10 protein-coding genes are annotated in these 18,003 nt (G+C 62.7%); 5 read left to right on the forward strand and 5 right to left on the reverse strand.

Annotated features, from left to right (window positions below; genetic code table 11):
• Nucleotide 1: 1 nt before the first annotated feature.
• The 3 genes from GWE18_RS25935 to GWE18_RS25945 all read right to left on the reverse strand — a co-directional run bounded on the left by GWE18_RS25935 (nt 2) and on the right by GWE18_RS25945 (nt 3,711).
• A complete protein-coding gene (locus tag GWE18_RS25935) occupies nt 2-889 on the reverse strand; it encodes an ABC transporter permease (RefSeq protein ID WP_275188529.1) in 888 nt (295 codons plus the stop codon).
• Between the two features lie 3 nt (nt 890-892).
• Entirely contained in the window at nt 893-1,846 is a 954-nt protein-coding gene (locus GWE18_RS25940; protein ID WP_275188530.1) for an ABC transporter permease, read from the reverse strand.
• Nucleotides 1,847-2,052: 206 nt separating this feature from the next.
• Nucleotides 2,053-3,711 (reverse strand): ABC transporter substrate-binding protein, encoded by a 1,659-nt coding sequence (locus tag GWE18_RS25945; protein ID WP_275188531.1) that lies wholly within the window; start codon nt 3,709-3,711, stop codon nt 2,053-2,055.
• A gap of 198 nt (nt 3,712-3,909) precedes the next feature.
• Between GWE18_RS25945 and GWE18_RS25950 the strand changes: the two genes are divergently transcribed.
• The 3 genes from GWE18_RS25950 to GWE18_RS25960 all read left to right on the forward strand — a co-directional run bounded on the left by GWE18_RS25950 (nt 3,910) and on the right by GWE18_RS25960 (nt 6,647).
• A complete protein-coding gene (locus tag GWE18_RS25950) occupies nt 3,910-5,523 on the forward strand; it encodes an ABC transporter substrate-binding protein (protein ID WP_275188532.1) in 1,614 nt (537 codons plus the stop codon).
• Between the two features lie 201 nt (nt 5,524-5,724).
• Entirely contained in the window at nt 5,725-5,934 is a 210-nt protein-coding gene (locus tag GWE18_RS25955; protein ID WP_057849005.1) for a hypothetical protein, read from the forward strand.
• A gap of 62 nt (nt 5,935-5,996) precedes the next feature.
• Entirely contained in the window at nt 5,997-6,647 is a 651-nt protein-coding gene (locus tag GWE18_RS25960) for a hypothetical protein (RefSeq protein ID WP_275188533.1), read from the forward strand.
• Between the two features lie 212 nt (nt 6,648-6,859).
• Here GWE18_RS25960 and GWE18_RS25965 read toward each other — a convergent pair whose 3' ends face one another.
• A complete protein-coding gene (locus tag GWE18_RS25965) occupies nt 6,860-9,088 on the reverse strand; it encodes an adenylate/guanylate cyclase domain-containing protein (RefSeq protein ID WP_275188534.1) in 2,229 nt (742 codons plus the stop codon).
• A 76-nt stretch (nt 9,089-9,164) separates the two neighbouring features.
• The gene (locus tag GWE18_RS25970) at nt 9,165-14,084 is read right to left on the reverse strand and encodes a VCBS domain-containing protein (protein ID WP_275188535.1); all 4,920 of its coding nucleotides are present in this window, start codon (nt 14,082-14,084) and stop codon (nt 9,165-9,167) included.
• A gap of 699 nt (nt 14,085-14,783) precedes the next feature.
• Here GWE18_RS25970 and GWE18_RS25975 point away from each other — a divergent pair.
• Nucleotides 14,784-15,584 carry a transglutaminase-like cysteine peptidase gene (locus tag GWE18_RS25975; protein ID WP_275188536.1) on the forward strand — a complete coding sequence of 267 codons (801 nt, stop codon included), beginning with the start codon at nt 14,784-14,786 and terminating at the stop codon, nt 15,582-15,584.
• Between the two features lie 238 nt (nt 15,585-15,822).
• Nucleotides 15,823-17,997 carry a PQQ-dependent dehydrogenase, methanol/ethanol family gene (locus GWE18_RS25980; RefSeq protein WP_275188537.1) on the forward strand — a complete coding sequence of 725 codons (2,175 nt, stop codon included), beginning with the start codon at nt 15,823-15,825 and terminating at the stop codon, nt 17,995-17,997.
• The last annotated feature ends 6 nt before the right edge of the window (nt 17,998-18,003 follow it).

Genomic DNA, 18,003 nt, shown 5'->3' on the forward strand with positions numbered 1-18,003 from the left:
GTCAGTTCCTGATATCCATGGCGCTGCGCATGCCGTCGCTGAGCAGGTTGAAGCAGATCGACACCGCAAAGATCATGACGCCCGGCAGCGCCGCCACCCATGGGTTGACATAGATCGCGGTCCGCAACGTGTTCAGCATCAAGCCCCATTCCGGCTCCGGCGGCTTGGTGCCCAAACCGAGGAACGACAGACCTGCCGCGAGGATCATCGACACCGAGATCAGCCCCGTCGCGTAGACGAAGATCGGGCCCAGCACGTTGCCCAGCATGTGCACCCGCATGATGGTGAAAGGCCCGGCACCGGAGGCGCGCGCGGCCTCGACGAAATCCATGTTGCGTACGCCCGTGGTGACGCTTTCGGCGACGCGGGTGATCTGCGGCACGAACACGATGGTCAGCGAGACGATGGAATTGACGATACCGGCGCCCAGCGCGCCGGAGATCGCAATCGCCAGCAGCACCGAGGGGAAGGCATAGAACACGTCAATGGTGCGCATGATCGCGGTGTTGAGCCTGCCGCCGACATAGCCGGCGACAAGCCCGAGCGAGGTGCCGATCACGAAGGCGAAGATCACGGGAAGGATGCCGATGATCAGCGACAGCCGGCCGCCATAGATCAGCCGGGCCAGCATGTCGCGGCCGAGTTCGTCGGTGCCGAGCGGATAGTTCGGCGTACCGATGTGGCGAAGCCTGCGGATCATCGAGCCCTGGTAGGGATCGGCGAGGCCGAGCCACGGCGCCAGCAGCGCGGAGGCGAAGATCAGCACCAGCACCAAGGCGCAGACCATGCTGACCTTGTCGCGCGAGATGCGGCGGCCGACGGTCGCCCAATAGCCGCGCGCCTTGGTCGCGGGCGCGGCTTGCAGGGCGGTATCCGACATCACGGTCATGGATCAGCCCCGCTTGATGCGCGGATCGATCGCGGCTTGCGCGATATCGACCAGCAGATTGAGGGCCACGAAGAACAGCGCCAGCACCAGGATCGTGCCCTGCAGCAGCGGCAGGTCGCGCTGGAAGATCGCGGAATTGAGCAAGAGGCCCGAGCCGGGCCAGGAGAAGACGGTCTCGATCAGGATCGAACCGCCAAGCATATAGCCGAGTTGCAGCCCCATGACCGCGAGCGCAGTCGGCGCGGCGTTCTTGATAACGTGTTTGAACACGTCGAGTTCACGCAGACCCTTGGCGCGCAGCGCCTCGACAAAATCCTGCGAGAGAATGTCGCCCGTCAGGGCGCGCACGGTGCGGGTGACGATGCCCATGGGAATCACCGAGGTCGTGATCGCCGGCAGGATGAGATACTTCATGTGCTCCCAGTCCCAGCCCCACGCGCCGGAGCCGCCGGGACCGGCGCCGACCGCGGGCAACCAGTTGAGCTGCACCGAGAAGATGATGACCATCACCATGCCGAGCCAGTAATGCGGCACCGAGACGCCGGCGATGGCGACTGACGTCGCGACCTTGTCGATCCAGGTGTCGCGAAAATAGCCGGCGATCAGGCCGAACAACAGCCCGAGCGTGAAGCCGATCAACGCGGCGGCGACGGCAAGCGTCACGGTGTTGCCGACCGCACGCAACACTTCGGTCAGCACCGGGCGGCCGGTGGCGATGGAGCTGCCGAGATCGCCATGGATCGCCCGCCACAGCCAGAGCCCGAACTGAACCGGCAGCGGCCGGTCGAAGCCGTAGGCCGTGCGCATTTGCGCGGCGAGTTCCTGCGACGCATCGGCCGGCAGCACGGCAACGAGCGGATCGCCGGGCGTAATGTGCACCAGGAGGAAACACACCAGCGCGACGCTGAGCACGATCGGAATGACGTAGACGATACGCCGGGCGATATAAGCAAACACGAGCAACTCTCTTCTTCCTTCTCCCCTTGTGGGAGAAGGTGGCGCGGACTTTAGTCCGCGCCGGATGAGGGGTTCTATCCGCGGACGCAGACGTTCAGATGAGGGAGGTGTGTCCGCAGAGAGAACCCCTCACCCGTCTTCGATGCTACGCATCGAAGCCACCCTCTCCCACAAGGGGAGAGGGTGCAACATCGCAAGTCCTGCACCTACGGCGCCATCGACACCGGCGAGAAGTCGACAAACCAGCTCTTCGGTTGCACAAAGCCCTTGACCTTCGGGCTCATGGCGCGCGGCGAGACGTCGTGGGCGACGTAGAGGAACGCCGCATCGTCCACCGAAGCCGCATGCAGTTCGGCGAGCGCTGCGTCACGCGCTGCGGGGTCGAAGGTCTGGCGCGCCTTGTTCACCAGTTCATCGAACTTGGGATTGTTGATGAAGCCCCAATTGTTCGAGACGGGCGGGGCCATCGACGACTGCAGGAAGCGCACCAAAGCGAAAAACGGGTCCATCGCCGCATAGGTGACGTTGGTGGCATTGGCGCCGTTGGCGGTGGGATCCTTGGCGCCGCGGCGCCAGTTGGTGAACAGCGTGTTCCACTCGATGACGTCGAGTTGAACGTCGAAGTAGCATTCGGCCAGCGCCTGCTGCAGATACTCGTTCATCGGCAAAGGCTGCATCTGGCCCGATCCCGACGCCGACGTCTGGGTCTTCACCGTCAGCTTCTTGTTCGGACCGTAGCCCGCTTCCTGCATCAGCTTCTGCGCAGCCTTCAGGTCATACTTGATCGCAAAGGTCGGCTTGCCGCGCCAGGGGTGCCCGGGCTCGAAGGTGCCGGTGGCCGGCACCATCAGGCCGGCGAGCAGGCCCTCCTTGAGGCCTTCGCGATCGATGCAGAGATTGGCCGCCTTGCGGACGCGGATATCGTTCCACGGCGAGCCTTCGATGCGCGAGAACTGCCACGGCCAGACATGCGGCGATTCATTGGCCTGGAGCTGGAAGCCGCGCTGCTTGATCTCCTTGACCGCATCCGGTGCCGGCGCTTCGACCCAATCGACCTGGCCGGAGAGCAATGCTGCGGTGCGGGCATTTGCCTCCGGCATCGGCAGCAACACCATCCGGTCGACCTTGGGCACGCGCGCCTTGTCCCAATAGCCCTCGTTCTTCACCAATTCGAGCCGTTCGCGCGGCGTGAATTTCGACATCTTCCAGGGACCGGTGCCCGACGCGTCACGGGCAAACGCCGCCCAGGCGGCCTGCGACTTCGCCTTGGCGTCGGCGCCTTCAGCCTTGTCATAGAACGCCTGCCACTTCGAGGGGCTGGCCATGAACAGGTTGGTCAGGTTGATGGGGAGAAAGCTGTCCGGCTCCTTGGTAGTCAATTCCACCGTCATGTCGTCGATCTTGCGGGCGGAGGCCAAGGTCGGCATGCGCGAAGCGGTGACGCCGACCTGGCTGGCGTCGAATTGCGGCGCATCCTGCTTCAGCACCTTTTCGACGTTCCAGACCACGGCGTCGGCATTGAACGGCGAGCCGTCATGGAATTTGACGCCGGGACGCAGCTTGAAGGTCCACTTCTTCTTGTCAGCATCGTCGACCTTCCATTCGGTCGCGAGCCCGGGGATCATGACGCTCGCCTTCTCCGCCGACGACAGGTCCCACAGCGTGAGGGCGTCATACATCGTCAGCCCGGTGAAGCGGTTGCCCTCAAAGCCCTGATCGGGCTGCCCGAGCGTGCGCGGAATATCGGCGGCCGTCATGCCGATCCGCAGCACCGTTTCGGCGCTCGCGAGTTGCGGCAGTCCGACCACCAGCGCCGTCGCCAGCAGCCACGCGGTGGCCGTCTTCTTCGATTTGTCGTTACGCATATGCAGCAATCCCTTCTCGACTTGGGTGACTAATTCTTATGCAAAGGTATGCAACGCCTGTGCCAAGGCAGGGGCTTTCGCGGGGGCGATTAGCCGCACAACTCCCTGTGAGTGCGTATACACGCGCAGGTTCTATGCTCCATCTGGCACCAAGCTTGCATTTTTTAGCTCCAACCCCCGCCCGATGGAGCTTAATTCATGCGCATCCGAAATTCGATGCTTCTTGCTGCCACAGCACTCATCCTAGGATTCCCACTTGGCTTGCCTACGAATTCGGCGCAGGCGGAAACCATTGTGCGCTACGGCATTTCGATGGCGGACATCCCGCTAACCACCGGCCAGCCGGACCGCGGTGCCGGCGCCTACCAGTTTTCGGCCTACACGATCTATGATCCGCTGGTCGCCTGGGAGATGGACGTGTCCGACCGGCCGGGAAAACTGGTGCCGGGGCTTGCGACCGAATGGAAGGTCGATGAAGCGGACAAGAAGAAATGGCGCTTCACCCTGCGTCAGGACGTCAAGTTCCATGACGGCAGCGACTTCAATGCCGACGCGGTGATCTGGAATCTCGACAAGGTGCTCAACGAGAAGGCACCGCAATTCGACAAGCGCCAGAGCGCGCAGGTGAAAACCCGCCTGCCTTCAGTGGCAAGCTACGCCAAGATCGACGATGCGACCATCGAGATCACGACCAAGGCCGTTGATTCCTTCTTCCCGTATCAGATGCTGTGGTTTCTGGTGTCCAGCCCGGCGCAGTATGAGAAGCTCGGCAAGGACTGGGACAAGTTCGCCAGCCAGCCCTCCGGCACCGGACCGTTCAGGCTGACCAAACTTGTCCCGCGCGAACTGGCTGAGCTCACCAGGAACCCCGGCTATTGGGACAAGAAGCGGCTTCCGAAGGCCGACAAGATCGTGCTGATCCCGATGCCGGAAGCGCTGACGCGCACCAATGCGCTATTGGCCGGCCAGGTCGACCTGATCGAGACGCCGGCGCCGGATGCGGTGCCGCAGCTCAAATCCGCCGGCATGAAGATCGTCGACAATGTCACGCCGCATGTCTGGAATTATCATTTGAGCGTATTGCCCGGCTCGCCCTGGACCGACATCCGCCTGCGCAAGGCGCTGAACCTTGCGATCGACCGCGAGGCCGTGGTCGGGCTGATGAACGGATTGGCAAAGCCTGCCAAGGGCCAGGTCGATCCGTCGAGCCCGTGGTTCGGCAAGCCGGGTTTCGAGCTGAAATACGATGTCGCGGCGGCGAAGAAGCTGGTGCAGGAAGCCGGCTACTCGAAGGAGAAGCCATTAAAGGCGACTTTCATCATCGCGCAGGGCGGCACCGGGCAGATGCTGTCGCTGCCGATGAACGAATTTTTGCAGCAGAGTTTCAAGGAAATCGGGATCGAGATCGACTTCAAGGTGGTCGAGCTCGAGACGTTATATACGGCTTGGCGCAAGGGCGCGGCCGACGAGATGAACGCCAACATCACCTCGAACAACATCGCCTATGTCACCTCGGATCCGCTCTACGCCATCGTCCGCTTCTTCCACTCCGGCCAGATCGCGCCGGTCGGCGTCAACTGGGGCGGCTACAGAAGTGCGAAGGTCGACGCGCTGATCGACGAGGCCAAGCAGACGTTCGACGTCGCAAAGCAGGACGGGCTGTTGGCACAGGCGCACGCAGAGATCGTCGACGACGCCACGCTGGTGTGGGTGGTGCACGACACCAATCCACACGCGCTGTCGCCGAAGGTGAAGAAGTTCGTACAGGCCCAGCACTGGTTCCAGGATTTGACGACGATCGGGCTGGAGTGAAAGGGGCTTGATCTAGAACACCGGGTCCGCACGAACAGGGCTCGAGGATTTTGCCCGCCTCACAACTGCCGCACAGCAGTCATGTTCGCCGAACGTGTCCGCCGTACTGTGGTCGTATTCCGACGATCATGTGCACGGCATGCCTGCTGGGCAGCGCTCAGCAGGCATGCTTTGTTTCGTCTAACCTCATGGGGAACTGCCGTGATCAAGATTGCGATTGTAGCGGGCGCAACGCTTGCCGTGGTGACTGCCGCCAGCGCCGCCGACATTCCACGTCGGCAGCCCGTCTATCAGCAAGCTGCCGTCGGCAAGATGCCGATTGGCAAGACACCAGTCGCGACGATTGGCAAGACACCGGTCGGCAAGAGCCCAATCGGGAGGCCGCCCGGGCCCGTCGTGTCGCGCTACTAGCGCACGGCATTGACCGAGGGATCGTTGAACCTGCCTTTCTCGTCGAGGGTTGAGGGCGAAGCGTGGCGAGGCCACCTAACAGATTGGGACCATGGTTGCTTGCGGGACTCACACTCGCAGCTTCGCTCCCAGGCACAATTCCATCGGCTTCTGCACACGAGGCACGCAAGCGCTTAGCTGCCGCGAATGCACTTGTGTCTGGTGACGCGCCCATCCAGCCAAGACCAGCGGCGCCGGCGGCTCGAACGCGGGGCACAGCCAAGGGCCCGTACTACGTCGATTTCAGAGCCAGGACGGCGGCGAGCTGGGGACATGCCTTCGTCTGGTACGGGAAGACAAGCGAGCGAGCAGTTGAGGTCGCGGGCCTCACGCCTGCCGGAGACACCTTTGCCTACGTGCTGGGGCATTTGACGTGGGTCCCGTCCGAGACCGGAGCGAGCTATGGCGATCTTGATCCGGAGTACCTGACCGCGAGCTACCGGGTTTACCTGAGTGAGCCGGACGCAAAAAGGGTGTTCGCTTACATCAAGAAATTGCAAGCGAGTTCACCGGTCTGGAACGCGGAAACATCCAACTGCACAGCGTTTATCGGCAGCATCGCAAGTTTTATGGGACTGAAAGTGCCTCTCCGCTGGCTGCGTCCCGAGAACTACGTCAACAGCCTCAAGGAAATGAATGGCGGACGCCAGATGGTCCGCCTGTTATCGGAGTAGTTAGCGCGCGCTTGGGATTGGTGGTCTCGCAATATCCACTATGCGGGCAAGCGAAGCGCGACCCTAGACTCATAACCACAGGGAGCCTGTAGGATGGGTAGAGCAGAGCGAAACCCATCGCGCTTCCGCGCAGGGATTTGATGGGTATCGCGGAGCCTGTCATCGGGCGCGCGTTCGCGCGACCCGTTGGCTCCACCCATCCTACGGTCTTTTCACTTCGTCAGCAGCGCGAACGCACCGTTCCAATCTTCCGGCGGCGGATTTTCGAGATAGCCGCGGATGCGCACCTCATACAAATCGTAGAGCAGCTCCAGCGCGTTTGCGTCGTCGGTCTTGCGGCCGCGTTCGATCGTGGCCAGCGCGCCTTCCCAGTCGCGGTTGCGATAGCAGGCGAGCATCTCGATCGTCAGGTTGCGCAGGCGCTGGAAACGGCCTGATTGTGCGACGTCCTCGCGGCCGGCGATAGCGTAGATCACTTCCGGCTCCTTCTTGCCCTTCACCATGATGAAGTCGAGTTCGAGGATCGCGAACCTGTCCTTGACCGCAAGCGCGGTCCTGGAGCCAACAATGATGGGGAAGCCGTATTCCTTGGACTGCCCTTCGAGGCGCGAGGCCAGATTGACGCTGTCGCCGAACACCGAATAATCGAAGCGCTGGTCAGAGCCCATGTTGCCGACCACGCAGGTGCCGGTGTTGAGTCCGATGCCGGCATTGAGCGGAATGAACGGCCGCCCTTCTTCCTTCGCCTCCAGCTCGCGCGCCTGATTGAGTTCGTCGACGCGTTCCAGCATGTCGAGCGCGGCCTCGCAGGCGTTGAGCTCGTGGTCCTTGTCGTCGAGGGGCGCATTCCAGAACGCCATGATGGCGTCGCCCATGTATTTGTCGATGGTGCCCTTGCGGCTGAGGATGGCGTTGGTCAGCGGCGTCAGGAAGCGGTTCATCAGCGCGGTGAGGCCCTGCGGGTCGCTCTTGTAGGTTTCCGAGATCGAGGTAAAGCCGCGCATGTCGGAAAACATGATGGTCATCTCGCGCTCTTCGCCGCCGAGCACAAGTTTCTCCGGCGACTGCGCTAGTTGCTCGACCAGCGCTGGCGACAGATACTGTCCGAAGGCGGAGCGAATTTGCCGGCGCTGGGCCTGCTCGCGCACGAAGCTGGAAAAGATCAGCGTCAGATAGATCGACGTGGTCGACATCAGCGGATAGGTGAAATCGATCAGCAGCCGGTGCTGCGTGTAGAAATACACCGACGTGCCGAGCAACGCGGCCGCAAACGCCGCTCCCAGCGCGACCAGCGTGACCGGCCCGAACAGCGGCGCGAACGCGATAACCAGAAGCCCGAACAGCAGCGCGGTCGCGAATTCAACGGCGATGCCGTTGTTCGGCTGCGAGATCACCGCGCCGGTCAGCGCGCTTTCGAGCACCTGGGCGTGGATCTCGACGCCCGGCATGGCGCGGGACACCGGCGTGGTCTTGATGTCGTAGAGGCCGGCCGCCGAAGTGCCGATCAGCACCAGCTTGCCCGCGATCATGTCGGGCGCGACGTTCTTCTCCAGCACGTTGACCGCAGGGACGTAGATTGAGGCATCGTTGCGGGCATAATGGACCCAGAGCTGGCCATTATGGTCGGTCGGAATCTGAAACCCCTTGACGCCGATGCTCTTGATGCCGGCCTTTTCGGCCTTGATCAGGATGGTGCCCGAACCGCTGGCGACCCGCAGGATCTCGAACGTGAGCGACGGCATGGTCTGGCCCTGCGCCTGCATGATCATCGGCACTCGCCGCACGATGCCGTCGCGTTCGGGCTTGATCGTGAACAGGCCACGCCCGGCGGCGGCGTGCTCCAGCACCGGCACGTTGCGGAGCAGGCCGGGGAAATCGAACATGAAGCGCTGCGGCTCCTCCCCCAGCATCGCGAGCCCGGTGACCGGCAGCGTCTTGTCGAGGGTCGCAATTTCCTCCGGCAGGCCGGATTCGCCGAGCACGACACGCGACTTCCGGATGGCATCGGCGAAGATCTGGTCGTTGCTCGGCAGCGCGCGCAGCCTGGCGCGGGTTTCCTCGTCGAGATTGCGGAAGGTGTCCGCTGCCAAGGCAGGGTTGAGACGGTCGGGCTCCGGGAACACCGCGTCGAACGCGATCACGACCGCGCCGAGCCGGGTCAGTTCGGTGATGAGATCGGCGATGCGCGTGCGCGGCCATGGCCACTGCCCGAGCTTCTCCAGGCTCTTGTCGTCGATATCGACGATGGTGACCGGCCGCGCGGTCTTCTTGCGCGGATCGATGCGCTGGAAAGCGTCAAAAGTCCTGACACGAATTTCTTCGACGGGAGCCGGGTCGGCGTAGCGAAGGGCGGCAAACCCGATCAGGAGCGCAAGGCACAGCAGCCGGGCATAGCCGATGCGCCGCTTGAACCACCTGGGTAAGGCCCCTAGCCGCTTCATGCGGTCTGGATATCACGCATCGGACAGTCTGGCACGCCCGGAGTCTCGCAGAGGCGCACCGGGCTCAGAGGCGCGATCAGCCATTGCCGCCGGGATGAAGAATGAAGTCGCTCATCTGCAGGTTCGCCCTAGCAATGTTCGACAACTGGATGCTGTTGCCTGCATCGAACTGAATCAGGGTGTCCGAGCCTACCTGCTCGACCGCACCGCTCTTGAGCCACAAAGCGAAGGAATCGGAATCGCCGGGCTCAAATGGAACGTGGGCAAGAAGGTCTATCTTGTCCTGCCCCGGCTGGAAGTCGTTGATCGTGTCGTTGCCCATGTGTTTGGCGAACACGAATTGGTCGGCGCCTGCCCCGCCTTTCAGGACGTCGTCGTGCTTGGTCGAGAAGATCACGTCATTGCCCGAGGTCGCGAACGTCCCCTTGGCCTGATCTTCGACCACGGTGAACTGGGCGGTATTGATGACCGGCGCGTCGTTCTTGGCGCCAACGCTGCAGACTCCGCTGCTGAACGCGGTTGTACCGCCTGTCGCTAACGGCTTCGTGATGATCGAACCCGAGGTCGAGCCATCGGTGCCATCCCAGGCCATGAATGTCAGATGCTCGGTGTCGCCGCTTCCGGAGCCGTTGAAGCGCACCTTGGCGTCGGCCGACAACAATAAGGCCTTGCCGGAATCCAGTTTGATCGCGATCCAATTCCCGGTGAGGAGATGATACTCCCAGTATCCGCCCGCGCCACCGTTGTCGACCCCGGTGATGGCGATACCATGCAGGGCGCCGTCGGGATCGCTGACGGTGAGCTTGTCGCTGCCAAAGAACTGTCCGTCGAAGACGGCAACGCCGTTCTCGTTCGCGAGTTGCGCCACCTTTGTGGATACGCCGGACTGCACGGTTGGCGCATCGTTGGTGCCGGTGACGGTAACGACGAAACTCTTCGACGTGGTCCCGCCATCGCCATCGTTGATTGCGATCGTATAGGTTAGCGTCAGGACCTCGCCCTTCGCCAGATAGTCGAACGCGGTCGAGGCGGCCGAGAACGACAGATTGACCGAGCCGGCCGAGGAGCCGGCATCCTTGGTCACCCCGCCAGGCGTCACCAGCGCCTTCAGTGCGGAATCGCCGAGCGCCAGGCCTGTCGTCGTGCCGGACGCCACCACGCCGGTGATGGCTGCGGTATGGCCGACATCAGTCAGGTCGACGTCGGTGAACGTCACCGGAATCGTCGCTGTCAACGCCGACGTATCGGCCTGCTCAGCCAGATTCGTTTGCACGACGTTGGCAATGACAGGCGCGTCGTTGGTGCCGGTGACGGTAACGACGAAACTCTTCGACGTGGTCCCGCCATCGCCATCGTTGATTGCGACCGTATAGGTTAGCGTCAGGACCTCGCCCTTCGCCAGATAGTCGAACGCGGTCGAGGCGGCCGAGAACGACAGATTGACCGAGCCGGCCGAGGAGCCGGCATCCTTGGTCACCCCGCCAGGCGTCACCAGCGCCTTCAGTGCGGCATCGCCGAGCGCCAGGCCTGTCGTCGTGCCGGACGCCACCACGCCGGTGATGGCTACGGTATGGTCGACATCGGTCAGGTCGACGTCGGTGAAAGCGACGGGGATCGTCGCCGTCAACGCCGACGTATCGGCCTGCTCAGCCAGATTCGTTTGCACGATGTTGGCAATGACAGGCGCGTCGTCGGTGCCGGTGACGGTAACGACGAAACTTTTCGGCGTCACCCCGCCATCGCCATCGTTGATCGCGACCGTATAGGTCAGCGTCAGGACCTCGCCCTTCGCCAGATAATCGAACGCGGTCGAGGCGGCCGAGAACGAAAGGTTGGCGGAGCCGGAGGATGAACCGGCAACCTTGGTCACCGTGCCCGGCGTGACCAGTGCGATCAGCGCCGTCGCGTTGAGCGAAAGGCCCGTGATGGTGCCGGATGCCACCACGCCGGTGATGGCTGCGGTGTGTCCGATGTCGGAGAGGTCGCGATCGGTGAACGTGACCGGGATCGTCGTCGTCAGGGCCGTGGTATCGGTCTGCTCGGTGAGGCTCCGCTGCGCTATATCGGCGATTTCAGGCGCGTCGTTGCTGCCTTTGAAGCCGACGATGACATCCTGCCAGGTGATGCCGCCATGGTGGTCGTCGACCTTCACCGTGTAGGTCAGCGTGACCGTCTCACCAACGGCGAGATAATCGAAATAGCTGTCCGGCGCCGAGAACGACCAGCTCTGCGAGCCGGTCACCCCATTGGTGGAGTCGGTCAGCGGCCCCAAGGAAAGCCAGCTAAGCTGGACCGTGCCGTTGGCGAGGCCCGTCTTCACGCCCGAGGCATTGACGCCGGTGATCTTGACCTCATGCGTATCGGTCAGATCGGCGTCGATGAATTTGATCGCGCCGCTGGCGGTATCCGGCATCGCCGAACCGTTGACATCGGCGCGTTCCGAGATGGCCGCGGTCTGCGGATCGCTGGTGATATCGGCCGTATCGTTGCTGCCGAGGACGGTGATCGTGATCGGCTTGGTCACCACGCCGCCATGTCCGTCATCGACTGTTGCGGTGTAGGTCAGCGTGAGGATTTCGCTGTCTGCGAGGAAATCGAACGCGCCGTCGGCGACGCTGTAACTCCAGCTCGCCGAACCGTTATTGGCATTGCCGGGTGCCTGCACCACCGTCAGCGGCTCACCCACCGCCGCGATCGCCGCGAGTTGCGTAGCCGTGAGCTGTGAGGTGACGTCGACACTGGAGGCGTTCAGGTGGGTGACGTAGGTGAACGAGGTAAAGGCCGCGCTCGCCACTGGCCGGTCGGTCAGGTCGACGTCGGTGAACTTGATGGTGCCGGATGCGACATGGAGCGCGTTGGAGCCCGTCGGGTTTGGCTGGCTGGTGTTCGAAAGCTCGGCAAAGGCGGCGCTCGTTGCAGTGATGGTCGGCACGTCGTTGGTGCCGATGACGACGACGTCGGCGCCCTTGATCGAGACGGTGATCGGCGTCGAGATGACGCCGCCGTGACCATCGTCGACCCGCGCGACATAGTTGAGGGTCAGCGTCTCGCCCTTGGCGATGAAATCGAACTTGCTGTCCTCAATACTGTAGGTCCAGGTCGCCGAGCCGTTGTTGGTGTTTCCGCCCCCCTGCACCACGCTCAGCGGCACCTCGACAGCCAGGATCGCCGCAAGCTGCGCCGGCGTCAGCGTCGCAGTGACGTCTTTGCCCTGCGCATTGTAATAGCGGAACGGATCGGTCGCGGAGATTGCCGCACTGACGATCGGACGGTCGGTCAGGTCGACATCGGCGAAGGTGACGGTGCCGGACACGGTATCGACCGCCGCATTGCCGGTGCCGATCAGCTCTGTGATCGTGCCGCCGGTCGCGGAGATCGTCGGCTTGTCGTTGGTGCCGGTGACGACGATCGTAAACGGCACGAACGTCGTCTCGTTGTTCGGCGCGTAGTTGTTGTCGACCCGCGCCTGATAAGTCAGGTTCAGCGTCTCGCCGGCGGCGAGGAAGTCGAACGCGCCATCGGCGACGATGTAGGTCCAGGTCGCCGTACCAAAATTCTTGCCGTTGGGGTCCTGCACCACGACCAGCGGCACTTCGACCGCCTTGATCGCGGCCTGTTGCTGTGCCGTCAGCGTGGCGCTGACGTCGGCGCCCCGCCCGTTCTGATAAATGAAGGAAGAAAACTGCGCACTGACGCTCGGCGTGTCGCCGACGTTGATGTCGAGATAGTTGACGATGCCGGAGATGCTGTTGATCGTAGAGCTCGCGGTCACATCGACGCGTTCGGTAGTGGCGCCACCGAACGCCGCCGCTTGCGGCGGCCCCGGGATATGAGTGAGCCTGTCGACCGGCGCCGGAGCCGGCGCTGACGCAGGCCTGTCCGGAATATTGACGAACTGAAGCGTAACCGGGGCGAAGTCGTTGCTGGCCAGCTTGAGGAACAGCGTTTCCGGAACAATCGAGTCGGTGAAGTTGGTCGTCAGCTTGGTGTTCGGGTTGTTGAGGTCTGAGAACTTCAACGAGAACACGTCGGTGATGATCTTCTGCGCGTCCGGCGACAGTTGCACCGACGACTGGAAGCTCACCGAGCCCTGCCCGTTGATGATCGTCTGCGTGCCCGCCCTGTTGACGGTCGCGATCGGCGTCAGCGTGGTCTTGTCGAACAGGATGTAGGAGCCGGTGGTGCCGTCCGGCTCTACCAGCACCTGGAATTTCGCCGGCGGCGCGCCGCCCTGCCCCGGCACTTCGAAGTCGATCTCGACCAGCACGGCGGTGCCGCGGATGCCCATGGTCGCGACCGGCGTGTCGACCTTCATGTCGCCTTTCTTGGCGGTGGCGCCGGCGACGAAGGAGATGGTGCCCTGCACCAGACTGAGCAGCGACTTGTTGTCCGACCCGTTGGGGTCGTAGACCATTTCATTCAGCACCATCTTGGCGTTCGATGCGAGGCCGAACACGGTGCCGTCGATGAAGGTGATGCCGAGCGTCGAATCGGAGCCGGACTGGACGACGTCACCTTTGTGGACGGTGTCACCCTGGTTCAGGATGATCGACACGCCGTTGCGGATCGCGGTCGCGTTGCCCGTCAGCTTGGTGACATGGCCGATCACCGCGGGCGCGACGCTGGCGCTGCCGTCGGCCTGCGCGAACTGGGTGTGCCCGCTCAGCGCGTTGACGATGTCGCCGGTGAGGTGGGCGCCGTCGGGCGACGCCAGCGCCGCCCGCTTCTCGCCCTTGAAGTAATCGTGCAGCACGATCTCGCGGTCGCCGCCGGTGAGGATCAGGTCGACGCCCGACCGCTTGAAGTCACCGTGGAACAGGAGATGGGCATCAGAAACAATTATCGCGTCCGACGGCGCATGTGTCGAAACCTTGTCGACATGGAACTTGCCGGGAGACGAAAGATGGCCGTGCGATGACAGCAGAGGTCCGAGGCCAATATCCGCGCCGGAAAAAGGGTCGAGGTCGCCCGATCCGAACTTGCCGGCGTAATTCAATTGGTCACCATATATAAATAGTTAAGAATTATGAAATTTCTTGCGGAGTTTTCATACCACGCAGGTAGGGAACACAAAAGCACGTGGGCGGCGAATACCCTTAATATGGGGTAAGTCTGCAACAGAACCGAAAAGGTCCGTAAAAGTGTCGGGCGAAAGTGTGGCGAGGAAAAGGCCGGATTTAACTCGGACTGATCGAAAAATGGGCATGGCTCCCCCGAGGCATAAAACCCTCCCGAGGCATAAAAATTAAACAGTCATAATACCTTATCCTTGCTGCAGCGCAGCGAGTGCTGCTTCCTGAGGAAAGCGACAGCCGCCTGAAGGCTGATTACTTCCCGCCCACTGGAAGCCGTCATCCCTTCGAAGCTCCAGGACAGGCCGCAATCGCGCCACCGGAGCGATTCTTCGAGCATGGTTAATTCGGTGACACTGTGACCCTTCCGCAACCGTAAACTCTGCGCAGGTCCCCAGCCTTTCCGGGATATCCGGGCGGTCTTTGATGAGCGCCGATCTGAGTGGATCGATAAAATTAGCTGTAACTGGCAAGGCCACGTTCAGGCTGTTTCGCAAACTCCCGGCTCGCCCCCTATCGTTTTAGACAGATCAAAAGAACCCTTGCCCATCCTGCCCATTCCGAAATGATCCGGTCACGAGCAGGCAGAACAAGCCCGCCGATGCCCGGACAAGGGGTGTCAGATGGGGTTGCCAGTCTATGCATACGCATGGCGTGCGGGCATCGTCGCGTGCGGTTTGGCCTGGTTCGGACCGGCCGATCTGCGGGCGGAGACGCCCGAGCCGTCTATGCGGGCGGAGCTGATCCAGCAATCGGCCGAACCGTTCGGGCTTGCCGCATCTTCACTCTCCAGCGGCGGGCTGCACGACAAATGGATCGGCGTGCAACGCCGGCTCGACGACGAAATGGTGCAGCTTGCGCTCTGCGAAGGCGACCGTGACGGCTGCGTGTCGCCGGCCGCGCTGAAATTCCTCGACATCGTCGACGCCGCCTGGCTGCGCGACGGCCGCGCCCGGCTTGGCGAAATCAACCGCGCCATCAATCTCGCCATCCGGCCGACAAGCGACCTCGCCCAACACGGCCAGATCGACGTCTGGGCGTCGCCGCTCGCAACGCTCGCGCGCGGCGGCGGCGACTGCGAGGACTATGCGATTGCAAAATTCGTCGCTCTGCGCCGCGCCGGTCTTGCGCCCGACGATCTCAGGATCGTGGTCCTGCGCGATACCATCCGCGGTGAGGACCATGCGCTGGCCGCCGCGCGGCTGGACGGCCGCTGGCTGACGCTCGATAACCGCCGCATGGCGATGGTCGAGGATGCCGACGTGAGAAATTTCCGGCCGACATTCGTGATCGGCCAGCACGGCGTGATGCGTTACGCCGATGCTCCCCTGCTCGCCGACGTCTCGGGCAATAATTCTGTGGCTCCGCTCGTCGTGAGTTCTCTGGCCGCTTCCGCGGGGCAGTCATTCGAACGTGCCGACTGACGGCGCGCAATTGTTGCGCGGCGACGACTGACAACAATCTGCTTTCCTCGCCTGATCTTCCCTGCCCTCGTGGGCCGATGGTGCGCTGCCGCCGGTATGCCAGCTTGCATTCGTTCGGTGAGACCATGGCGAGACAGATTTTCTCTTTTTCATTTCGCGTCCCGCTTCGATTGACGCGATCCTTCTCACCGGCATAGCATTCCGGCAGATCCGCTAGAGATCACTGGGAGGGAATGAGATGACACGTTCACCGCGCGTTGATTCCGCTTGCCGTTTTTTTCCTGACATTGCCACCGTTTCCCATCGATCGTTGCGCCTTGCGCAGATCGCAATCGGGCTGAGCCTGACGCTATCCTGCAGCGCCGCGCTGGCGCAGTCTCCCGCCAAGGGATCACCCGAGCACATCAAGGCCGTTACCTCGGCGGTCGACGGCGCATCGATCAAGGCCAACACCGCGACCTCGAACGACTGGCCGACCATCGGGCTCGACTATGCCGAGACGCGCTTTTCCAAGCTCAACCAGATCAATGCCGACAACGTCAAGAAGCTCGGGCTGGTGTGGAGCTATCCGCTCGAATCCTCGCGCGGCGTCGAAGCGACGCCGGTCGTGGTCGACGGCATCATGTATCAGACCGCGTCATGGAGCGTAGTGCACGCCATCGACGCCCGCACCGGCAAGCGGCTCTGGACCTTCGATCCCAAGGTCGACCGCGAGAAGGGCTACAAGGGCTGCTGCGACGTGGTCAATCGCGGCGTCGCGCTCTGGAAGGGCAAGGTTTATTTCGGTGCCTATGACGGGCGCCTGTTCGCGCTCGACGCCGCCACCGGCAAGGTGGTCTGGGAAAGGGACACCATCGCCAGCAAGGAGCGCTCCTACACCATCACCGGTGCGCCGCGCGTATTCAACGGCAAGGTGGTGATCGGCAATGGCGGCGCCGAATTCGGCGCGCGAGGCTACGTCACCGCCTATGACGCCGAGACCGGCAACCAGGCATGGCGCTGGTTCACCGTACCTGGCGATCCGTCAAAGCCGTTCGAGGATGAATCGATGGCGGCCGCGGCCAAGACCTGGGATCCCGCCGGCAAATACTGGATCAACGGCGGCGGCGGCACGGCCTGGGACACCATCACCTTCGATCCCGATTTGAACCTCGTTTATATCGGCACCGGCAACGGCTCGCCGTGGAATCAGAAAGTCCGCAGCCCCTCCGGCGGCGACAACCTCTATCTGTCCTCGATCGTTGCGCTCAATGCCGATACCGGAAAATATGCCTGGCACTATCAGGAAACGCCCGGCGATCACTGGGACTATACGGCCACCCAGCCGATGATCCTGGCGGACATCAATATCGACGGCGCGCCGCGCAAGGTGATCCTGCATGCGCCGAAGAACGGCTTCTTCTTCGTCATCGACCGCACCAACGGCAAGTTCATCTCGGCAAAAAACTTCGTCGACGTGAACTGGGCCACCGGCTACGACGCCAACGGCCGGCCGATCGAGATCAAGGAGGCGCGCAGCGACGAAGCCTATGACAGCATTCCCGGCCCGGCCGGCGCCCATAACTGGCATCCGATGTCGTTCAATCCGCAAACCGGTCTTGTCTATATTCCAGCGCAGGGCGTGCCGACCAATCTGACGCCGGAAAAGGCCTTCAAGCACAATGCCGTCGAGCCCGGCAAATTCGCCAGCGCAACGGGCTGGAATATCGGCTTCCAGCTGAACGCCACGCCACCCAAGAACCCGGCCTTCGGACGCCTGCTGGCCTGGGATCCCGTCAAGCAAAAGGAGGCCTGGCGCGTCGAGCACGTGGCGCCGTGGAATGGCGGCACCCTCACCACCGCGGGCAATCTCGTGTTCCAGGGCACGGCCGACGGGCGCTTCGTCGCCTACAACGCCACATCAGGCGAGAAGCTTTGGGAAAGCCCGACCGGCACCGGCGTGGTCGCGGCGGCCTCGACCTACTTGCTCGACGGCAAGCAGTATGTCTCGATCGCAGTCGGCTGGGGCGGCGTGATCGGCCAGTGGATTCGCGCCACCGAACTGCAGAGCCCCGGCACGGTCTACACCTTCGCGATCGACGGCAAGGCGCCGCTGCCGGCCTTCGTGAAGTACCAGACCGAGGGGCTGTTGAAGGGCGTGAAGTATGATCCGAAGGATATCCCTGAAGGCACCGCCATCTACGTCGCCGCCTGCGCGGCCTGCCACGCCGTGCCCGGCGTCGACAACGGCGGCAACATCCGGAACCTCGGCTATGTCGCCCCCGAAACCATCACCAACCTGAAGGACATCGTGTTCAAGGGCCCGTTCCGCGACCGCGGCATGCCTGACTTCACCGGCAAGCTGAAGGAAGAGGATATCCCGAAGCTGCAGGCGTTCATCCAGGGCACCGCGGACTCGATCCGGCCGAAGTGACTGATC

This window comes from Bradyrhizobium sp. CSA112 (assembly GCF_029051645.1).
Taxonomy (GTDB): domain Bacteria; phylum Pseudomonadota; class Alphaproteobacteria; order Rhizobiales; family Xanthobacteraceae; genus Bradyrhizobium.

Excerpts from the sequence above, each read along its gene's own strand:
- GWE18_RS25935 (WP_275188529.1), bottom strand. The coding sequence starts at position 889 with ATGACCGTGATGTCGGATACCGCCCTGCAAGCCGCGCCCGCGACCAAG.
- GWE18_RS25945 (WP_275188531.1), bottom strand. The coding sequence starts at position 3,711 with ATGCGTAACGACAAATCGAAGAAGACGGCCACCGCGTGGCTGCTGGCG.
- GWE18_RS25950 (WP_275188532.1), top strand. The coding sequence starts at position 3,910 with ATGCGCATCCGAAATTCGATGCTTCTTGCTGCCACAGCACTCATCCTA.
- GWE18_RS25965 (WP_275188534.1), bottom strand. The coding sequence starts at position 9,088 with ATGAAGCGGCTAGGGGCCTTACCCAGGTGGTTCAAGCGGCGCATCGGC.
- GWE18_RS25975 (WP_275188536.1), top strand. The coding sequence starts at position 14,784 with ATGGGGTTGCCAGTCTATGCATACGCATGGCGTGCGGGCATCGTCGCG.
- GWE18_RS25980 (WP_275188537.1), top strand. The coding sequence starts at position 15,823 with ATGACACGTTCACCGCGCGTTGATTCCGCTTGCCGTTTTTTTCCTGAC.